Origin of the sequence: Bacillus sp. AF23, assembly GCF_020861455.1 — a bacterium.
Classification (GTDB): domain Bacteria; phylum Bacillota; class Bacilli; order Bacillales; family Bacillaceae; genus Bacillus; species Bacillus halotolerans.
In genome coordinates, this window is sequence record NZ_JAJHVY010000011.1 from 55037 (window position 1) to 70514 (window position 15478).

A 15478-nucleotide genomic window follows, 5' to 3' on the forward strand; every position below is an offset into this window, starting at 1 on the left:
AGGGAAAAAGGAGAAGGCTTGTGCTTCTTCTTTTTTGTTGAAGAAACAAATAGAATGGAGTCCGACATGTTTAAAATTGGTTACCGCACAATAAAGACAGCACTTGGAACAGCTCTGGCTATTTATATAAGCCAGCTATTGCATTTGCAAAACTTCGCATCAGCAGGAATCATCACCATTTTGTGCATACAAATCACACAAAAACGGTCGCTTCAAGCGTCATGGGCCCGATTTGCAGCATGCTGTCTGGCAATTCTCTTTTCCTATCTCTTTTTCGAACTGATTGGTTATCATCCGTTTGTCATTGGATTGCTTTTGCTGATTTTCATCCCAACAACAGTTGTATTAAAAATCAACGAAGGCATCGTCACCAGCTCTGTTATTATCCTTCATCTGTATATGTCCGGCGGCATTACGCCCCAATTCATCTGGAATGAAGTCCAGTTAATTACGGTGGGAATCGGCGTCGCTCTTTTAATGAATCTGTATATGCCGAGCCTTGACCGAAAGCTGATCGCCTATCGAAAAAAGATAGAGGACAATTTTGCTGTCATTTTCGCAGAAATCGAACGGTATTTATTAACTGGTGAGCAAGATTGGACAGGAAAAGAAATTCCGGAAACACACCAGTTAATCACTGAAGCCAAAAACCTGGCGTACAGAGATGTACAAAACCACATACTGCGCCACGAAAATCAGCACTATCATTATTTTAAAATGAGAGAAAAACAATTTGAAATCTTCGAGCGCCTTCTTCCTAAAGTGACATCCATCTCCATTACGGTGGATCAGGGAAAAATGATTGCTGAATTTCTTCGCGATCTGCGGGAAGCAATTCACCCGGGGAATACAGCCTACAAATTTTTGAAAAGACTTGCTGACATGAGAAAAGAATTCGAAGAGATGCCGCTTCCTGCGACAAGAGAAGAATTTGAAGCGAGAGCCGCACTCTTTCATCTTCTTGGGGAAATGGAGCAATATTTAGTGATCAAAAGTTATTTCAAAGGAATCAAACAAGAAAAATCGCTCGCTTAACTCGCATGAGCTCATCCTACATTGGTCAACCTAATGGAAAAGGAGGAGCTTATGCGTTTTTTCTTATGTTCAATATTGATGATTATTTCTCCGATATGGCCTCTTGGCGAAAATCCGCTTCCGGGTGACCCGTATGTCATCGTCAACAAGAAAACAAATGAGCTTGCTGTCATCATCGACAACAAAATTGAAGGCGTTTATCGTGTGGCAACCGGAAAGTCGGATGATTTGACGCCCGAGGGAGAATTTTCGATTACAGTAAAAGCGGCGAATCCTTATTACAGAAAGAAAAATATTGAAGGCGGAGCTTCTGAGAATCCGCTTGGGGCAAGATGGATTGGGTTTGATGCGAGAGGGACAGACGGCCGGATCTACGGTATTCACGGGACAAACCGGGAAGAATCTATCGGTCAATTTGTATCTAACGGCTGTATACGTATGCATAACGATGAAGTTGTCCATCTGTTTCAAGAGATTCCGGTGGGGACGAGAGTGCTGATCACGAAAGACTCCCGGTCTTTTGAGGAGATTGCCATTGAGCATAAAGCCCTGATAAAAAAGCAGGATGTTCCCGTTCAATAAGGCCGCCTGCTTTTTTATCATTATAAAAACATAACGATTCCTGAGAGTACTGTTGAAAGAATAAAAACTCCCAAAATCACGATTAAAACGCTTTTCATCAGTTTTTGAGACATGGTTTCACTCCTTAGACAATCTGATTATATTTTAACGTGTTTTGTATGGGCGGACAAGCGATATCTATTGCCGGAAAGCAGGGATGAAAATGACCGGACTTGACCATATTGGGATTGCCGTTTATTCCATAAAAAAAGCCAGAACTTTTTATGAAGATGTATTGGGATTAACGTTTCTTCATCAAGAAACGGTTGAAGAGCAAAAGGTGATCATTGCTCTGTTCCAAGCGGGAGGTGTTTATTTGGAGCTGATCGAGCCGTTAACGCCTGACAGCCCTGTCCGTACATTTTTAGATAAAAAAGGAGAGGGGCTGCACCATGTTGCGTTTTTATGCAGCGGCTTAACAGATCAGCTTCAAGCATTATCAAACCGGCAAATTGATGTAATAAACAGGCAGCCGAGACAGGGAGCAAACGGGAAACGGATCGCGTTTATTTCTCCGCGGGAAACAAATGGCGTGCTTGTAGAGCTCTGTGAACCGAAAGGAGATCAAGACATTGAACATAAATGAACATATCGGTCATCTATACAACAGGCGCAGGCAGGCGGAAGAAGGCGGGGGACATGCAAAGCAGGCTGAACAGCGGAAAAAGGGAAAGCTCACAGCACGGGAAAGGATCGCCTATCTCCTGGATGAGGATAGTTTTATCGAATTATATCCCTTCATGGAGAGCCGAAGCTTAACTAGGGAGCAGCGTATATTGGGAGATGGAGTCGTGACGGGCTACGGGACGATTGACGGCCGCTCTGTATATGTGTTTGCGCAGGATTTTACCGTATTCGGCGGGGCGCTTGGCGAAACCCATGCGAAAAAAATCACCTCTCTGATGGATCTTGCAGCAAAAAATAAAGCACCGATTATCGGGCTGAACGACTCAGGTGGTGCGAGAATTCAAGAGGGTGTGGTATCATTAGATGGATACGGTCACATATTTTACCGAAACGTCTTATATTCCGGAGTCATTCCGCAAATCTCGGTTATATTAGGGCCGTGCGCTGGAGGCGCTGTGTACTCTCCGGCACTTACTGATTTTATCTTTATGGCAGAACAGACGGGCCGAATGTTTATTACCGGTCCGAAGGTCATTGAAAAAGTAACAGGAGAACAGGTTGATGCGGAGAGCTTAGGAGGAGCGGGAATACATAATGCCGTCAGCGGAAATGCCCACTTTTCCGGAAAAACGGAAGAGGAGGTTCTGGCAGGAGTGAAGAAGCTGCTGTCTTATTTGCCGCTCGACAAACAGATATCACTACCTTCATCTGGGGATGAGGCCTCCAGCTCGTTAATAAACCGCCTCGTGCCGGCTGACAGCACAAAACCGTATGATGTTCGGGCGGTGATTCAGGAATTGGCTGATCCGCAGTCTTTTTTTGAGATTCAGCCGTATTTTGCGAAAAATATAGTCATCGGATTTGCAAAGCTTGGCCAAAACACGATCGGAATTGTGGCAAACCAGCCGAAACATTTAGCAGGAAGCCTGACGATTGACGCGGCTGATAAAGCAGCGAGATTTATCCGGTTTTGTGACGCCTTGACATCCCGCTGTTAACTGTCGAAGATGTTCCGGGGTTTTTGCCCGGCATTCAGCAGGAGCATAACGGCATTATCAGACACGGAGCCAAATTGCTGTTCGCTTATGCAGAAGCGACGGTCCCCAAAGTAACGCTCATTATCAGAAAAGCGTATGGCGGGTCGTATGTCGCCATGAACAGCAAATCCATCGGAGCGGATCTCGTGTTTGCTTGGCCAAATGCTGAAATCGCAGTGATGGGTGCTGAAGGTGCGGCATCTATTTTGTATCATAAGGATATTGAAGCGTCAGCTGACCCGCAAAAAACAAAACGCGAAAAAACAGCTGAATACAAAAAACAAAACGCCAGCCCTTACAAAGCGGCGGCATGCGGAATGGTCGATGACATCATTTTGCCGGAAGAATCAAGGAATAGACTCATCCAAGCTTTTCACATGCTTGCACATAAGACAGAAGAGAGACCGAAAAAAAAGCACGGTAACATACCGCTTTAACATGGAGGGACTTACAAATGGTGAATGAAAAACGCCTGCTGGAAGAATTTTTAGAGCTTGTTCAAATCGATTCAGAAACGAAGCACGAAGCTGAAATCTGCAAAGTGCTGAAACAAAAATTTTCTGATTTAGGTGTAGACGTAAAAGAAGACGATACAATGGGTATCACTGGCCACGGAGCCGGCAACCTAATCTGCACATTAAAAGGAACGAAAAAGACAGATACAATTTATTTTACATCTCATATGGACACAGTCGTACCCGGAAACGGCGTAAAACCGGTTGTTGAGGACGGATATGTCAAAACAGACGGCACAACGATTTTAGGCGCCGATGACAAAGCCGGATTGGCTGCCATGTTTGAAGCAATTAAAGTGCTCAAAGAAGAAAATATTGAGCATGGCACGATTGAATTCATCATCACTGTAGGTGAAGAATCAGGTCTTATCGGGGCAAAGGCGCTTGACCGTTCCATGATGACAGCATCCTACGGTTATGCTCTTGACTCAGACGGAAAAGTCGGTAATATCATTGTTGCGGCACCGACTCAGGCGAAGGTAAGAGCGGCGATTTACGGTAAAACTGCACACGCCGGAGTTGAACCAGAAAAAGGTATATCAGCGATTACAATCGCAAGCAAGGCGATTTCAAAAATGCCATTGGGCCGCATCGATGAAGAAACAACAGCAAACATCGGCCGGTTTGAAGGCGGCACACAAACGAACATTGTGTGCGACGAAGTTCATATTCTTGCTGAAGCCCGTTCTTTAGTTCCTGAAAAAATGGAAGCGCAGGTTCAAAAAATGAAAGCTGCTTTTGAAGAGGCGGCAGCTGATATGGGCGGACGTGCAGAAGTTGAAATCGAAGTCATGTATCCAGGGTTTAAATATCAAGATGGCGACCAGGTCGTTGAAATCGCGAAAAAAGCGGCTGCGAAAATCGGACGCACAAGCGAGCTGCAAACGAGCGGCGGCGGAAGCGACGCAAACGTAATCGCAGGCCATGGCATCCCAACGGTCAATCTTGCTGTCGGGTATGAGCAGATTCATACGAAGAACGAAAAAATGCCGATTGAAGAGCTGGTGAAAACAGCAGAAATGGTTGTTGCCATTATTGAAGAAGCAGCAAAATAATGAAGAAAACCCGAGTGCGGATCTGGCATTCGGGTTTTTTTCTGACAGTCAGCGCCATTGTCGAAGCGGCCAAAATAACACGTCTTGTTTTTTGGCATAATGAAGCAGCGGTTCTGAGTCTGGTAAAGTGATTTCGTGAGCATCAGCCACTGTATTGATTGAAAACTGGGCCTCGGCTCTTTGAAGAAGCCAAGGGTGATGGTGAATGTCCTCATAATAGAGCTTGTCACGATGGGCGGTGTAGAGTCTGTAGCGCTCCGTCAGCCAGTAATCTAGCGAATCCTCTTGCGCTGTAAAAGGCGCAGAGAGTGGCCGGTACGTGGCGCCGAATTCTGCTTTTCCGGCATCTCTCCGTTTGCTTCTATATTCCATATTATCCCCATTTTTTTCAGCTTTCATATCGGCGTAAAAATAAGGCAAATGAAAGAAAGTCCGTGCACCTTGAACTGCCAGCCGATGATCAGCATCTAAGCTGAAGAAATAAATGCCCGGCTTGCCTTTATAGGTGACATAAGTGCGCAGGTTAAGCTCTGGAAAGGACTGGGCTCCGGGAATAGGAGGGAGAAAACGCGCGCGAAGGTTTGTGAGCATAAAGGGAAGCACGCTGACCCAAGCTTGTCCGTTATATGTATCTATGTCCAATATCGGCGGAATCTTAGCTCGAAGGGTAGAGTAATTAACCGGCCAATGAGCAAATAAGACATCATTCCATGTTTGTTTCATGATCCAAATTCCCTCAGGCACAGAAATATTTTTTTGTTGAGACCGTTCCGTCATGACACCAGCTCCTTTCGTTTGGATGTGAGTAAAGGTATTCCCGATTTTCTTCTTTTTAAACGAATGCAGGTTCTAAAACGTGATGGAAATAAAAAAACAACTCCGAACAAAAGTCGGAGTTGTTTTTTTATTTCACCGGCTCTGTAAGAGCGGCTGTTTTTTTATGTTTATGGTGTGTCATCTGAAGTACGACGTTTTGCACTGTCAAGAACAGGCCGCTGGTGAACCAGTACAGCGGAAGGGCCGCAGGAACATTAAGCGAGAAAATCGTCATCATCAAAGGGAAGATAACCACCATTAGCTTTGCAGATTGCTGCGCTGCCGGATTTTGCGGAACAGCGGAATATTTCGCGCTCAGTTTTTGAGCGATATAGGCTTGGACAAAATACATAATCCCTGCACTAAGGGACATGAGAATATCAGATTGCCCTAAACTGAACCATAGAAACGAGTGTGACGCAATTTCAGGTGTTGAGCGAATCGCGTAATAAAGCCCAATCATAATCGGAGACTGAATCAGCATTGGAAGACAGCCCATCGCAAGCGGGTTGATATTATGCTCCTGATACAGCTTCATCATGTCCATTTGCAGTTCTTTTTGCTTTTCCGGGTCCTTCGTCTTTTTCAACTTAGCCTGAATACTGTCAACCTGAGGTTTAATAACGGCCATTTTCTCTTGGAACATGCGCTGTTTTTTGAACTGATTGACAAACAAAGGCAGTACAACCACACGCACAATAATCGTAACGAGAATAATAGAGAGTCCGTATTCTCCATGAAAGAACCCGGCAACACCCTTAAGCAGAGCAGAAAACGGCTCAATTAAATAGTCGTGGAAAAAACCGACGTTACTGAGGCCTCCCACCTGATTTGTTGCAGCAAAAGCTGCGTTGCCCGAGCATAATACGATCAAAAAGGCCCCTAAAGCCAAAAGTTTCTGATATGTTTTTAACAATTTGTTCTCCTCCTTTTTATAAATGCGGTTTATAAAAGAAGGGAACTGACGTCTTCATCATCATTCACAGGTGAATTCATGCGGAAGACTTTACGTATCCAAGTTGTAATGCGATGATATATAATAATAAGAAAGTCTGTTCGGTTTATTCGAAAGACCGTCTGATGCTCATCTGTTCGTTTTGATTTCCACTGCTCGCCGGCACGGCACTCTCGCAAGAGAAAAGCAATCCCGATGGCGGTCAGAGCCGGAAGAATAATTGTGAAAAAATCGACTAAGAATAAAACGTCATTTATCGATTCCACAAACATTGTAATCACATCCATTCAATACCTTCATTTTACTATATGTACAAGCCGTTGTCTAATGAACGGAAAGGAGATATGTTTATGCCGGGGAAGGGCCGAATTATTTTCCATATTGATATGAACAGTTTCTATGCATCGGTGGAAATGGCATATGACCCGTCTCTCAGAGGAAAGCCAGTTGCAGTTGCCGGAAACGTCAAAGAACGCAAAGGCATCGTCGTCACATGCAGCTACGAAGCAAGGGCGCACGGTGTGAAAACAACCATGCCGGTTTGGGAAGCAAAGCGCAACTGTCCTGAGCTCATCGTCCTTCCGCCGAACTTTGACCGCTACAGAAGCTCTTCAAGAGCGATGTTTAGCATCCTTCGTGAATATACAGATCTGGTGGAGCCTGTATCCATCGACGAAGGCTATATGGATATGACGGATACACCATACAGCCGCAATGCCTATGAGACGGCAAAAGAAATACAAAGCAGACTGCAGAAAGAGCTGCTGCTTCCGTCAAGCATCGGAATTGCCCCTAATAAATTTCTCGCCAAAATGGCATCCGATATGAAAAAACCGCTTGGGATCACCATCCTGAGAAAAAGAGAAGTGTCTGATATCCTTTGGCCTCTCCCAGTTGGAGAAATGCATGGCGTAGGCAAAAAGACGGCGGAAAAACTGAACGGGCTCAGTATTGATACGATTGGAGATTTAGCGGCCGCTGACGAACACGCGCTGAAACGGCTGCTTGGCATCAACGGGCCCCGTCTAAAAAATAAAGCGAACGGCATTCACCATGCCCCTGTTGATCCGGAACGTATTTATGAATTTAAAAGCGTAGGCAATTCATCCACACTTTCTCATGATTCTGCCGATGAAGATGAGCTGTTAGCTGTTTTTCGCAAACTGTCCGCATCAGTTAGCGACCGTTTGCAGCGTAAAGAGGTAATGGCTTCAAAGCTGTTTATTATGATCAGATATGCGGACTGGAAAACCATAACGAGAAGCATCACACTGAAGAATCCGATAGATCAAAAAAACGAGATATATAATGAAGCAGAACATCTCTTCTTTAAGCATTGGAACAAAAACCCCATCAGGCTGCTCGGCATTACCGGAACGGATTTGGTAGAAAAAGAGCAGGCCTATAAGCAGCTCGATTTGTTCAGCTATACAGAGGATGCGAAGGATGAACCGATTCAGCAGATGATGGAAAAACTGAATGAAAAGTACGGCTCCAAGCTGATCAGAAAAGGTGCAAGGGTTAAAAAAGACGAGAGCAAAACAAGCGGGACAAGCTTTAATAAAGATTTTTTTCAAGAGGAAAAGAAAAGCTGAATGTCTTGAAATAAGGGGGTGAAGTATGGTAATTTCAATAGTATAAATATCATTTTATTTTAATGTAAATTTTAAAATGGTTAAACGTTTGCAGAAGGGACGTTAGAATATGTCAAAACAACAAATCGGAGTTATCGGACTTGCGGTAATGGGTAAAAATCTGGCTTTAAATATTGAAAGCCGAGGATTTTCTGTTTCTGTTTACAACAGATCAAGCAGCAAAACCGAGGAATTTTTGCAAGAGGCTAAAGGCAAAAACGTTGTTGGCACCTACAGCATTGAAGAATTTGTTCAATCCTTGGAAACACCGCGCAAAATTTTGTTAATGGTTAAAGCGGGAACTGCTACAGATGCGACAATTCAATCTCTTCTTCCTCACTTAGAGAAGGACGATATTTTAATTGACGGCGGAAATACATATTATAAAGATACACAGCGCCGAAACAAAGAGCTTGCTGAAAGCGGCATTCATTTTATCGGCACAGGCGTTTCAGGCGGAGAAGAAGGAGCGCTTAAAGGGCCTTCTATCATGCCTGGCGGACAAAAAGAAGCTCATGAACTTGTGAAGCCAATTCTTGAAGCAATTTCTGCAAAAGTTGACGGTGAAGCGTGTACGACATATATCGGTCCGGACGGTGCCGGCCATTATGTAAAAATGGTTCACAACGGCATTGAATACGGGGATATGCAGCTGATCTCTGAATCTTATTTCATCCTGAAGCAGGTACTCGGTCTTTCAGCTGATGAGCTTCATGAAGTATTTGCTGAATGGAATAAAGGCGAGCTAGACAGCTATCTGATCGAGATTACTGCTGATATCTTCACGAAAAAAGATGAAGAAACAGGTAAACCGCTTGTTGATGTAATTCTTGATAAAGCGGGTCAAAAAGGAACAGGAAAATGGACAAGCCAAAGTGCACTTGACTTAGGTGTTCCGCTTCCGATTATCACTGAATCTGTATTCGCACGTTTTATTTCAGCGATGAAGGATGAGCGTGTGAAAGCAAGCGGCCTTCTTTCAGGGCCTGAAGTGAAGCCTGTTACAGAAAATAAAGAAGAGCTGATCGAAGCAGTCAGAAAAGCGCTGTTCATGAGTAAAATCTGTTCTTACGCCCAAGGATTTGCCCAAATGAAAGCAGCTTCTGAAGAATACAACTGGGATCTCAATTACGGTGAAATCGCTATGATCTTCCGCGGCGGCTGCATCATCCGTGCGGCATTCCTGCAGAAAATCAAAGAAGCTTACGACCGCGATCCTGAGCTTGATAACCTGCTGCTTGACAGCCACTTCAAGAACATTGCAGAAAGCTACCAAGGAGCGCTTCGCCAAGTGATTTCACTTGCAGTTGCCCAAGGCGTGCCGGTACCTTCATTCTCAAGCGCACTAGCTTATTATGACAGCTATCGCACAGCCGTGCTGCCTGCAAACTTAATCCAAGCGCAGCGTGACTACTTCGGCGCCCATACTTATGAGCGCACAGACAAAGACGGTGTCTTCCATACTGAATGGATGAAATAATGATGTGGAAATCCCGCAGCCTGACAGCTGCGGGATTTTTTTGAAATAGAGTGCCGACGAAAGGATGTATGTTTTGCCTGTAAATGAGTATTTACTTGAAAATTTTCCTGGTTTACGACTTACACCTCCTTTGTTTTATAACTGGCCGATCGGAATCCGGTTTGAAATAGGTGTAGGGTATAATGTGAACGATGCCTATCTACACAGCCTTTATTTAGATAACGCATATAAGAGAGCTGTCACTTTATTTAAATCTCTACATGCCGAAGATGATGATATATTTGTTATAGCTGATGCTGTTGGTATTGAAGGGAGAAGGGGATATAAGAGCAAATTGCATATTTTCTCACGGTACATTCGAGAAAAAGCTGTGTTGAAAAAACTGCAGCACATTGCTGTTCCTTATACTTGTTCTGATGATTATGATGATAAAACGCATAGATTTTTTCTTAGATGCAAAGCTGGTGATATAAGATATATCCCAATGCTGAGAGCAATATGTAATCAAGATATGGGGATAAAACCAAGCATTTCTCGAAAAATTTACTTTATCAATATAAAGAAGAGAACCATTTTTTATCTTTATGATGATCGAGGCTGCGATATTTTAGCTGCTGCAGCTGAAACAATATGGGATATGTATGAAACATATAACAGTTGGATATTAGATTACGACAGAGAGAGAATCAATCGACTTTTTGAGCCGCTTAGAGGCAGAAAGCTTGATACATAAATAAAAGGCTGAAAATGCTTTACAAGCACTCAGCCTTTTTCTTTATATATTCCACCAATGCAAGCCGTCTTTCGCCAAAAGATCATCTGATTCTTTTGGACCCATAGAACCTGATTCGTAGTTTGGCGATAGTGTTTTGTTGGCTGCCCATGTTTCAGAAATGGAATCGACAAAGCTCCAAGAAAGGGCAACTTCATCCCAGTGTGCGAAGTTCGTCGCATCGCCGAGAAGACAGTCGTGAATCAATTTTTCATATGCTTCAGGAGTGTTCAGCTCGTCATTGCAATTGCTGCAGTAATCCAGTTTGATTGGCTGCGCGTGTGCTGCTCCTCCGAGTTTTTTAGCGTTTAAGTAAAGTGTAATGCCTTCGTCAGGCTGAATATGAATGACGAGTAAGTTCGGATTCATGTTGTTTTCATTGCCGTAATAAAGGTTCATCGGAATGTCCTTAAATTGAACGACAATTTTTGTAGACTTTTCTTTCATTCGTTTTCCGGTACGGATGTAGAATGGAACACCAGCCCATCTGAAGTTGTCGATCAGAAGCTTTCCAGAAACAAAGGTTTCTGTATTTGAGTCAGGAGCGACATTATCTTCATCTGTATAAGCAGGGACTGGCAGACCGTCAATTTCACCGGCTTGATATTGTCCGCGCACAAAATACTCATCCACTTCGTCTTTTGCAATAGGGCGGAGGGCTCTCAGCACCTTCACTTTTTCGCTGCGGATTTCTTCTGTGTTCAGTTTAATCGGCGGCTCCATTGCGAGAAGCGCAACCATTTGCATAATATGGTTTTGGACCATGTCGCGAAGGGCGCCTGATTTTTCGTAATATCTAGCACGGTCTTCAACACCAAGTGATTCGCTTGATGTGATTTGGATATTTGAGATGTAGCGGTTTGTCCATAGCGGTTCGAAAATCGCATTGGCAAATCGAATGACCTCAATATTCTGCACCATTTGTTTTCCTAAATAGTGATCGATTCTGTAAATTTGATCTTCTGTAAATGCTTCGCGAATTTCTTGATTTAATGCTTGCGCGCTTGGCAAGTCATGGCCGAACGGCTTTTCAATCACAAGGCGGGACCAGCCTGTAGTTGCTGTAACACCTTCTGATTTTAATGTCTTTGCAATTGTCCCAAAGAATTCTGGGGCCATTGCCAAGTAGAACATTCTGTTGTTCGGGATTTGATATGTATCTTCCAGCTGGTTGAGCAGCACGTTAAGCTCTTGATAAGAACCAGGGTTTGTCACGTCAAACGGGTGGTAATAGAAGTGAGACGTGAAATCATCTATATGTTTATCAGCAGCTGAGGAAATAGATGTTTTGACGGTTTGGCGAAGATCCTCATTGGACCAAGGTCTTCTTCCGACTCCTACAACTGCAAACTCTTCGCCGATTTGTCCGTTTTTATATAAACGGTGAATGGACGGATAGAGTTTTCGTTTTGCTAAATCTCCCGTTGCACCGAATATGACAATTACTGCTTTTGGTTGTTGGTTTGTTTTCACTAAAAGTACCTCACTTTATTCGAAGCTTTATTTTAGTACCCCGCATATTTCCTTCATTTTAAATCTAAAATTCAACGAAAGCAAACATTTAAGACCTTTTTTTGCAGAATGGCGCAAAAATATTTCTAGAACGAAAGGATTGCCCGAATCAGAGGCAAGATTCACATTTTACGCATGATCCTGTATTCTTGTAGGTAACTAGTTCTAGTAGGAGGAAGGAAATGTGGAATTACTTTTTTTAGGGACGGGAGCCGGAATTCCCGCTAAGTCGAGAAACGTGACGTCGATCGCATTAAAACTGCTTGAAGAAAGACGATCTGTATGGCTGTTTGACTGCGGGGAAGCCACACAGCATCAAATTTTACATACATCGATTAAACCTCGAAAAATAGAAAAAATCTTCATTACTCACATGCACGGCGATCATGTATACGGTCTTCCAGGGCTTCTTGGCAGCCGTTCTTTTCAGGGCGGTGAGGACGAGCTGACGGTTTACGGACCGAAAGGCATCAAGGCGTTTATTGAAACAAGTCTTGCTGTCACGAAAACTCACCTAACATATCCGCTTGTGATACAAGAGATTGAAGAGGGAGCCGTATTTGAGGACGATCAGTTTATCGTCACAGCTGTATCCGCGATTCATGGTGTAGAGGCCTTCGGGTACCGCGTACAGGAAAAAGATGTGCCTGGTTCTTTAAAGGCGGCGTTATTAAAGGAAATGAATATTCCGCCGGGACCTGTATATTCGAAAATGAAAAAAGGTGAGACTGTGACACTTGAAGACGGACGCATCATAAACGGGAAGGATTTTCTGGAGCCTCCTAAAAAGGGGAGAGCTGTCGTGTTTTCCGGGGATACGAGAGTGAGCGATAAGATAAAAGAGCTTGCGCGGGACTGTGATGTGCTTGTGCATGAAGCCACCTTTGCTAAGGATGATGTGAAGCTTGCTTTTGATTATTTTCACAGTACAACAGAACAAGCAGCTCTAACTGCCAAAGAAGCTGGAGCGAAGCAGCTCATTTTAACTCATATCAGCGCGAGATATCAGGGAGAGGCTTCTTTAGAGCTCCAAAAAGAAGCGGCAGCCGTTTTTCCGAACAGCATCACGGCGTATGATTTCTTAGAGGTGCAAGTTAGGAGAGGCTGAGAAAAAGATGGTGTTTGACAATCTGTTGTTAAGCTGTATAATAAAACGTAATCATTACGCTTTATAAGGAGATGTTAACATGAGAGTAAATGTTACTTTGGCTTGCACTGAAACAGGAGACAGAAACTACATCACAACCAAAAATAAACGCACAAATCCTGATCGTTTAGAGCTGAAAAAATACTCGCCGCGGTTAAAGAAATATACCCTTCATCGCGAAACAAAATAGTAAAAACCCCGGCTGCTTTAGCCGGGGTTTTTGTTTAATTGACTGCCTGGTATATCGGGGCGGCCTGCTGGCAGGCCGCACACCAAACATCATAAATCGCCAGATGGACGATATGAGGTTCATCATGATGAATGTTATGTGAGCTGTTTTTAGCTTGTATCCAGCCGCTTTGATCGGATAGAGACAAAATGCTGCTATGCAGGTTTCTCCAGTCCTCTTCACGGGAGGCGAATTTCTCAGTGCGTTCACCTGATGACAGGACAATAAGCGGCATGTTCCCTAAATGGACTTGCTGCTGTTTGAACTGCCGCAGACTTTTCGAAAAGTCTGCATGTGTCTCCTCGAGCATCATCTGCTTTCTGTATGCTGTATGCATTTCTTCAGGAATAATTGTAAAGCCGCCTGTGCCGTAATCTCCTAAAGCGGGATCAAGGAGCACCATGCCGATAATATCCTGTCGGTTTTTACAGGCCCATAAACTGCTGATAACCGATCCGTATGAATGTGAAACAGCCAGATAAGGGGGTCTTATACCTGCTGCCTTAAGCAAGCTTTCTAATTCTCTCACCTTTTGGTCGGCTGTTCGTTCTGCCTTGCTTTGTCCGCTTTTCCCAATGCCCGCTCTATCATATGTGAATATGCCAAATTCGTCATCAATGTCCGCTGTTAGTGGTTTCCATGTCTCTGAAGAAGTGCCGTAGCCGGCTTCAAAGACAATGGTTACACCGCTAAATCCTTTTCGGTGCTTTGTATGAAATTCACAACCGTCAACCGTATAGGTCCTTTCGATCCATGCTGCATTCATTGGAGTCATCTCCTCTAATTGGTTCTACTAGGGAGACGGAGAACGTCAGCTGATCGTTTCTCCAAAAATAAAAAAAGAGATATCCGGCGGCGGAGCCGCGGATATCTCGGATCAAGATTACCAGCCTCTTTCGTATTGAACAGGGGCTTGAATGTCTGTATTCAGCTGTTTTGCGGCAGTTCTTGCAAAGTAAGGGTCGCGTAATAGCTCTCTGCCGATAAAGATGAGGTCTGCACGGTTATTTTGAAGAATTTCTTCAGCCATTGAACCATTTGTAATCATTCCAACAGCTCCAGTCGCCATGTCAGCCTGTTCGCGGATTTTCTCGGCGAAGCTGACCTGATAGCCAGGGAATACGTTAATGTCTGCCTGAACAAGGGCACCTGAGCTGCAGTCAATTAAGTCAACGCCCTGCTCCTTCATCCATTTTGCAAAACCGATATGATCAGCGATGTCTAAGCCTTTGTCTGTATAGTCAGAAGCCGATACACGGACAAATAAAGGACCGTCCCACACTTGTTTGACTTCATCAATGATCTCTCTTAAGAAACGGTAGCGGTTTTCTGGTGAGCCGCCGTATTCATCTGTGCGATGGTTAGAAAGCGGAGATAAAAATTCATGAATTAAGTAACCGTGTGCTGCATGAATCTCAATCACATCAAAACCTGCTTCTTTTGCACGGGCAGCCGCTTGTTTGAACTCCTGTACGGTTTCTTTCACTTTTTCAGTTGTCATTTCAACCGGCGTGCTCGATTGCTCGTCAAACGCAATCGCAGACGGAGCGAAAATATCTCCTTCAAGCTCTGCTTTACGTCCTGCGTGGGCAAGCTGAATTCCGATTTTTGAGCCTTGCGCTTTTACCTGCTCAGTCAGCTTTGCGAAACCTTCGATATGCTCGTCGCCCCATATCCCTAAATCTTGGTCTGTGATTCGTCCTTGAGGATTAACCGCTGATGCTTCCACAATAATCAATCCGACCTGGCCGACTGCGCGCGTTATGTAGTGAGCCATGTGGAACGGCTGTAATTTTCCGTCCTTTTCGTGAGAAGAGTACATGCACATTGGTGACATCACAATGCGGTTTTTTAACGTTACATCTTTAATCGTAATAGGTGTGAATAATTTTCTGGCCATTTCTTTCGCCTCCCGTAAGGTTTTTAGAGATTGATTATAACAAGTCATTTCTTTCACGTCATATAAACTGCTCAAACGATCCGAATTTGTCAAATATTTCTGTATAATAGACAGGGAATCATTTTATTTTTTAGGATCGAAGC

Annotated in this window: 16 protein-coding genes and 1 pseudogene; 10 read left to right on the top strand and 7 right to left on the bottom strand. The window is 43.9% G+C overall.

Translation table 11 applies throughout. The features are described 5' to 3' along the window. Positions 1–66 precede the first annotated feature (66 nt). Together LNN34_RS03235 and LNN34_RS03240 are read left to right on the top strand one after the other, a co-directional pair. Positions 67–1035 carry an aromatic acid exporter family protein gene (locus LNN34_RS03235; protein ID WP_044156725.1) on the top strand — a complete coding sequence of 323 codons (969 nt, stop codon included), beginning with the start codon at positions 67–69 and terminating at the stop codon, positions 1033–1035. 51 nt (positions 1036–1086) lie between these two features. Next, a complete protein-coding gene (locus LNN34_RS03240; protein WP_106293739.1) occupies positions 1087–1617 on the top strand; it encodes a L,D-transpeptidase in 531 nt (176 codons plus the stop codon). A 20-nt stretch (positions 1618–1637) separates the two neighbouring features. Here the strand turns inward: LNN34_RS03240 and prli42 are convergent, their stop codons facing one another. Further along, entirely contained in the window at positions 1638–1730 is a 93-nt protein-coding gene (gene prli42, locus LNN34_RS03245) for a stressosome-associated protein Prli42 (protein WP_003226489.1), read from the bottom strand. Between the two features lie 89 nt (positions 1731–1819). Here prli42 and mce point away from each other — a divergent pair, with 89 nt between their 5' ends. The 3 genes and pseudogenes from mce (at position 1820) to LNN34_RS03260 (ending at position 4890) form a co-directional block, all read left to right on the top strand. After that, entirely contained in the window at positions 1820–2242 is a 423-nt protein-coding gene (gene mce, locus LNN34_RS03250) for a methylmalonyl-CoA epimerase (protein ID WP_059352400.1), read from the top strand. Further along, positions 2235–3757, top strand: a pseudogene (locus LNN34_RS03255) (acyl-CoA carboxylase subunit beta). Before mce ends, LNN34_RS03255 begins: the two are co-directional and overlap by 8 nt. Positions 3758–3774: 17 nt before the next feature. Beyond that, on the top strand, positions 3775–4890 hold the full coding sequence (locus tag LNN34_RS03260; RefSeq protein ID WP_106020070.1) for a tripeptidase T: 1116 nt from the start codon (positions 3775–3777) through the stop codon (positions 4888–4890). Positions 4891–4938: 48 nt separating this feature from the next. On the opposite strand, the gene LNN34_RS03265 is transcribed toward LNN34_RS03260, so the two are convergent. From LNN34_RS03265 to mifM, 3 genes are all read right to left on the bottom strand, one after another. After that, on the bottom strand, positions 4939–5667 hold the full coding sequence (locus LNN34_RS03265) for a YqjF family protein (RefSeq protein ID WP_217827754.1): 729 nt from the start codon (positions 5665–5667) through the stop codon (positions 4939–4941). A 127-nt stretch (positions 5668–5794) separates the two neighbouring features. Continuing rightward, positions 5795–6622 (bottom strand): membrane protein insertase YidC, encoded by an 828-nt coding sequence (locus LNN34_RS03270; RefSeq protein WP_229042717.1) that lies wholly within the window; start codon positions 6620–6622, stop codon positions 5795–5797. Between the two features lie 29 nt (positions 6623–6651). Further along, complete coding sequence (gene mifM / locus LNN34_RS03275; protein WP_081638334.1) at positions 6652–6939, bottom strand: membrane protein insertion/folding monitor MifM; 288 nt, start codon at positions 6937–6939, stop codon at positions 6652–6654. A gap of 72 nt (positions 6940–7011) precedes the next feature. Between mifM and LNN34_RS03280 the strand changes: the two genes are divergently transcribed. From LNN34_RS03280 to LNN34_RS03290, 3 genes are all read left to right on the top strand, one after another. Beyond that, positions 7012–8256, top strand: coding sequence for a DNA polymerase IV (locus LNN34_RS03280; RefSeq protein WP_229042721.1), 1245 nt, complete (start codon positions 7012–7014; stop codon positions 8254–8256). A 109-nt stretch (positions 8257–8365) separates the two neighbouring features. Continuing rightward, positions 8366–9775 (top strand): NADP-dependent phosphogluconate dehydrogenase, encoded by a 1410-nt coding sequence (gene gndA, locus LNN34_RS03285; protein ID WP_044154734.1) that lies wholly within the window; start codon positions 8366–8368, stop codon positions 9773–9775. 64 nt (positions 9776–9839) lie between these two features. Continuing rightward, positions 9840–10508: a DUF3885 domain-containing protein gene (locus LNN34_RS03290; protein ID WP_202647461.1), complete on the top strand. Its 669-nt coding sequence runs from the start codon at positions 9840–9842 to the stop codon at positions 10506–10508. Positions 10509–10550: 42 nt separating this feature from the next. Here LNN34_RS03290 and zwf read toward each other — a convergent pair whose 3' ends face one another. After that, positions 10551–12020: a glucose-6-phosphate dehydrogenase gene (gene zwf / locus LNN34_RS03295; protein ID WP_059293648.1), complete on the bottom strand. Its 1470-nt coding sequence runs from the start codon at positions 12018–12020 to the stop codon at positions 10551–10553. Positions 12021–12243: 223 nt separating this feature from the next. Here zwf and rnz point away from each other — a divergent pair, with 223 nt between their 5' ends. Both rnz and rpmG read left to right on the top strand, forming a co-directional pair. Next, positions 12244–13167, top strand: a complete 924-nt coding sequence (rnz, locus tag LNN34_RS03300; protein ID WP_044154736.1) for a ribonuclease Z — start codon at positions 12244–12246, stop codon at positions 13165–13167. A gap of 79 nt (positions 13168–13246) precedes the next feature. Continuing rightward, positions 13247–13396, top strand: a complete 150-nt coding sequence (gene rpmG, locus LNN34_RS03305) for a 50S ribosomal protein L33 (protein WP_003226511.1) — start codon at positions 13247–13249, stop codon at positions 13394–13396. Between the two features lie 34 nt (positions 13397–13430). Here the strand turns inward: rpmG and LNN34_RS03310 are convergent, their stop codons facing one another. Further along, positions 13431–14201 (bottom strand): alpha/beta fold hydrolase, encoded by a 771-nt coding sequence (locus tag LNN34_RS03310; RefSeq protein WP_229042723.1) that lies wholly within the window; start codon positions 14199–14201, stop codon positions 13431–13433. Between the two features lie 117 nt (positions 14202–14318). After that, complete coding sequence (gene namA, locus LNN34_RS03315) at positions 14319–15335, bottom strand: NADPH dehydrogenase NamA (protein ID WP_044154738.1); 1017 nt, start codon at positions 15333–15335, stop codon at positions 14319–14321. Positions 15336–15478 lie beyond the last annotated feature (143 nt).

Bases quoted from the DNA above. Each gene is read 5' to 3' on its own strand.
- LNN34_RS03235 (WP_044156725.1), top strand. From the start codon at position 67: ATGTTTAAAATTGGTTACCGCACAATAAAGACAGCACTTGGAACAGCT.
- LNN34_RS03280 (WP_229042721.1), top strand. From the start codon at position 7,012: ATGCCGGGGAAGGGCCGAATTATTTTCCATATTGATATGAACAGTTTC.
- prli42 (WP_003226489.1), bottom strand. From the start codon at position 1,730: ATGTCTCAAAAACTGATGAAAAGCGTTTTAATCGTGATTTTGGGAGTT.
- LNN34_RS03265 (WP_217827754.1), bottom strand. From the start codon at position 5,667: ATGACGGAACGGTCTCAACAAAAAAATATTTCTGTGCCTGAGGGAATT.
- LNN34_RS03240 (WP_106293739.1), top strand. From the start codon at position 1,087: ATGCGTTTTTTCTTATGTTCAATATTGATGATTATTTCTCCGATATGG.
- gndA (WP_044154734.1), top strand. From the start codon at position 8,366: ATGTCAAAACAACAAATCGGAGTTATCGGACTTGCGGTAATGGGTAAA.
- mce (WP_059352400.1), top strand. From the start codon at position 1,820: ATGACCGGACTTGACCATATTGGGATTGCCGTTTATTCCATAAAAAAA.
- LNN34_RS03260 (WP_106020070.1), top strand. From the start codon at position 3,775: ATGGTGAATGAAAAACGCCTGCTGGAAGAATTTTTAGAGCTTGTTCAA.
- namA (WP_044154738.1), bottom strand. From the start codon at position 15,335: ATGGCCAGAAAATTATTCACACCTATTACGATTAAAGATGTAACGTTA.
- LNN34_RS03290 (WP_202647461.1), top strand. From the start codon at position 9,840: ATGTATGTTTTGCCTGTAAATGAGTATTTACTTGAAAATTTTCCTGGT.
- rpmG (WP_003226511.1), top strand. From the start codon at position 13,247: ATGAGAGTAAATGTTACTTTGGCTTGCACTGAAACAGGAGACAGAAAC.
- LNN34_RS03310 (WP_229042723.1), bottom strand. From the start codon at position 14,201: ATGAATGCAGCATGGATCGAAAGGACCTATACGGTTGACGGTTGTGAA.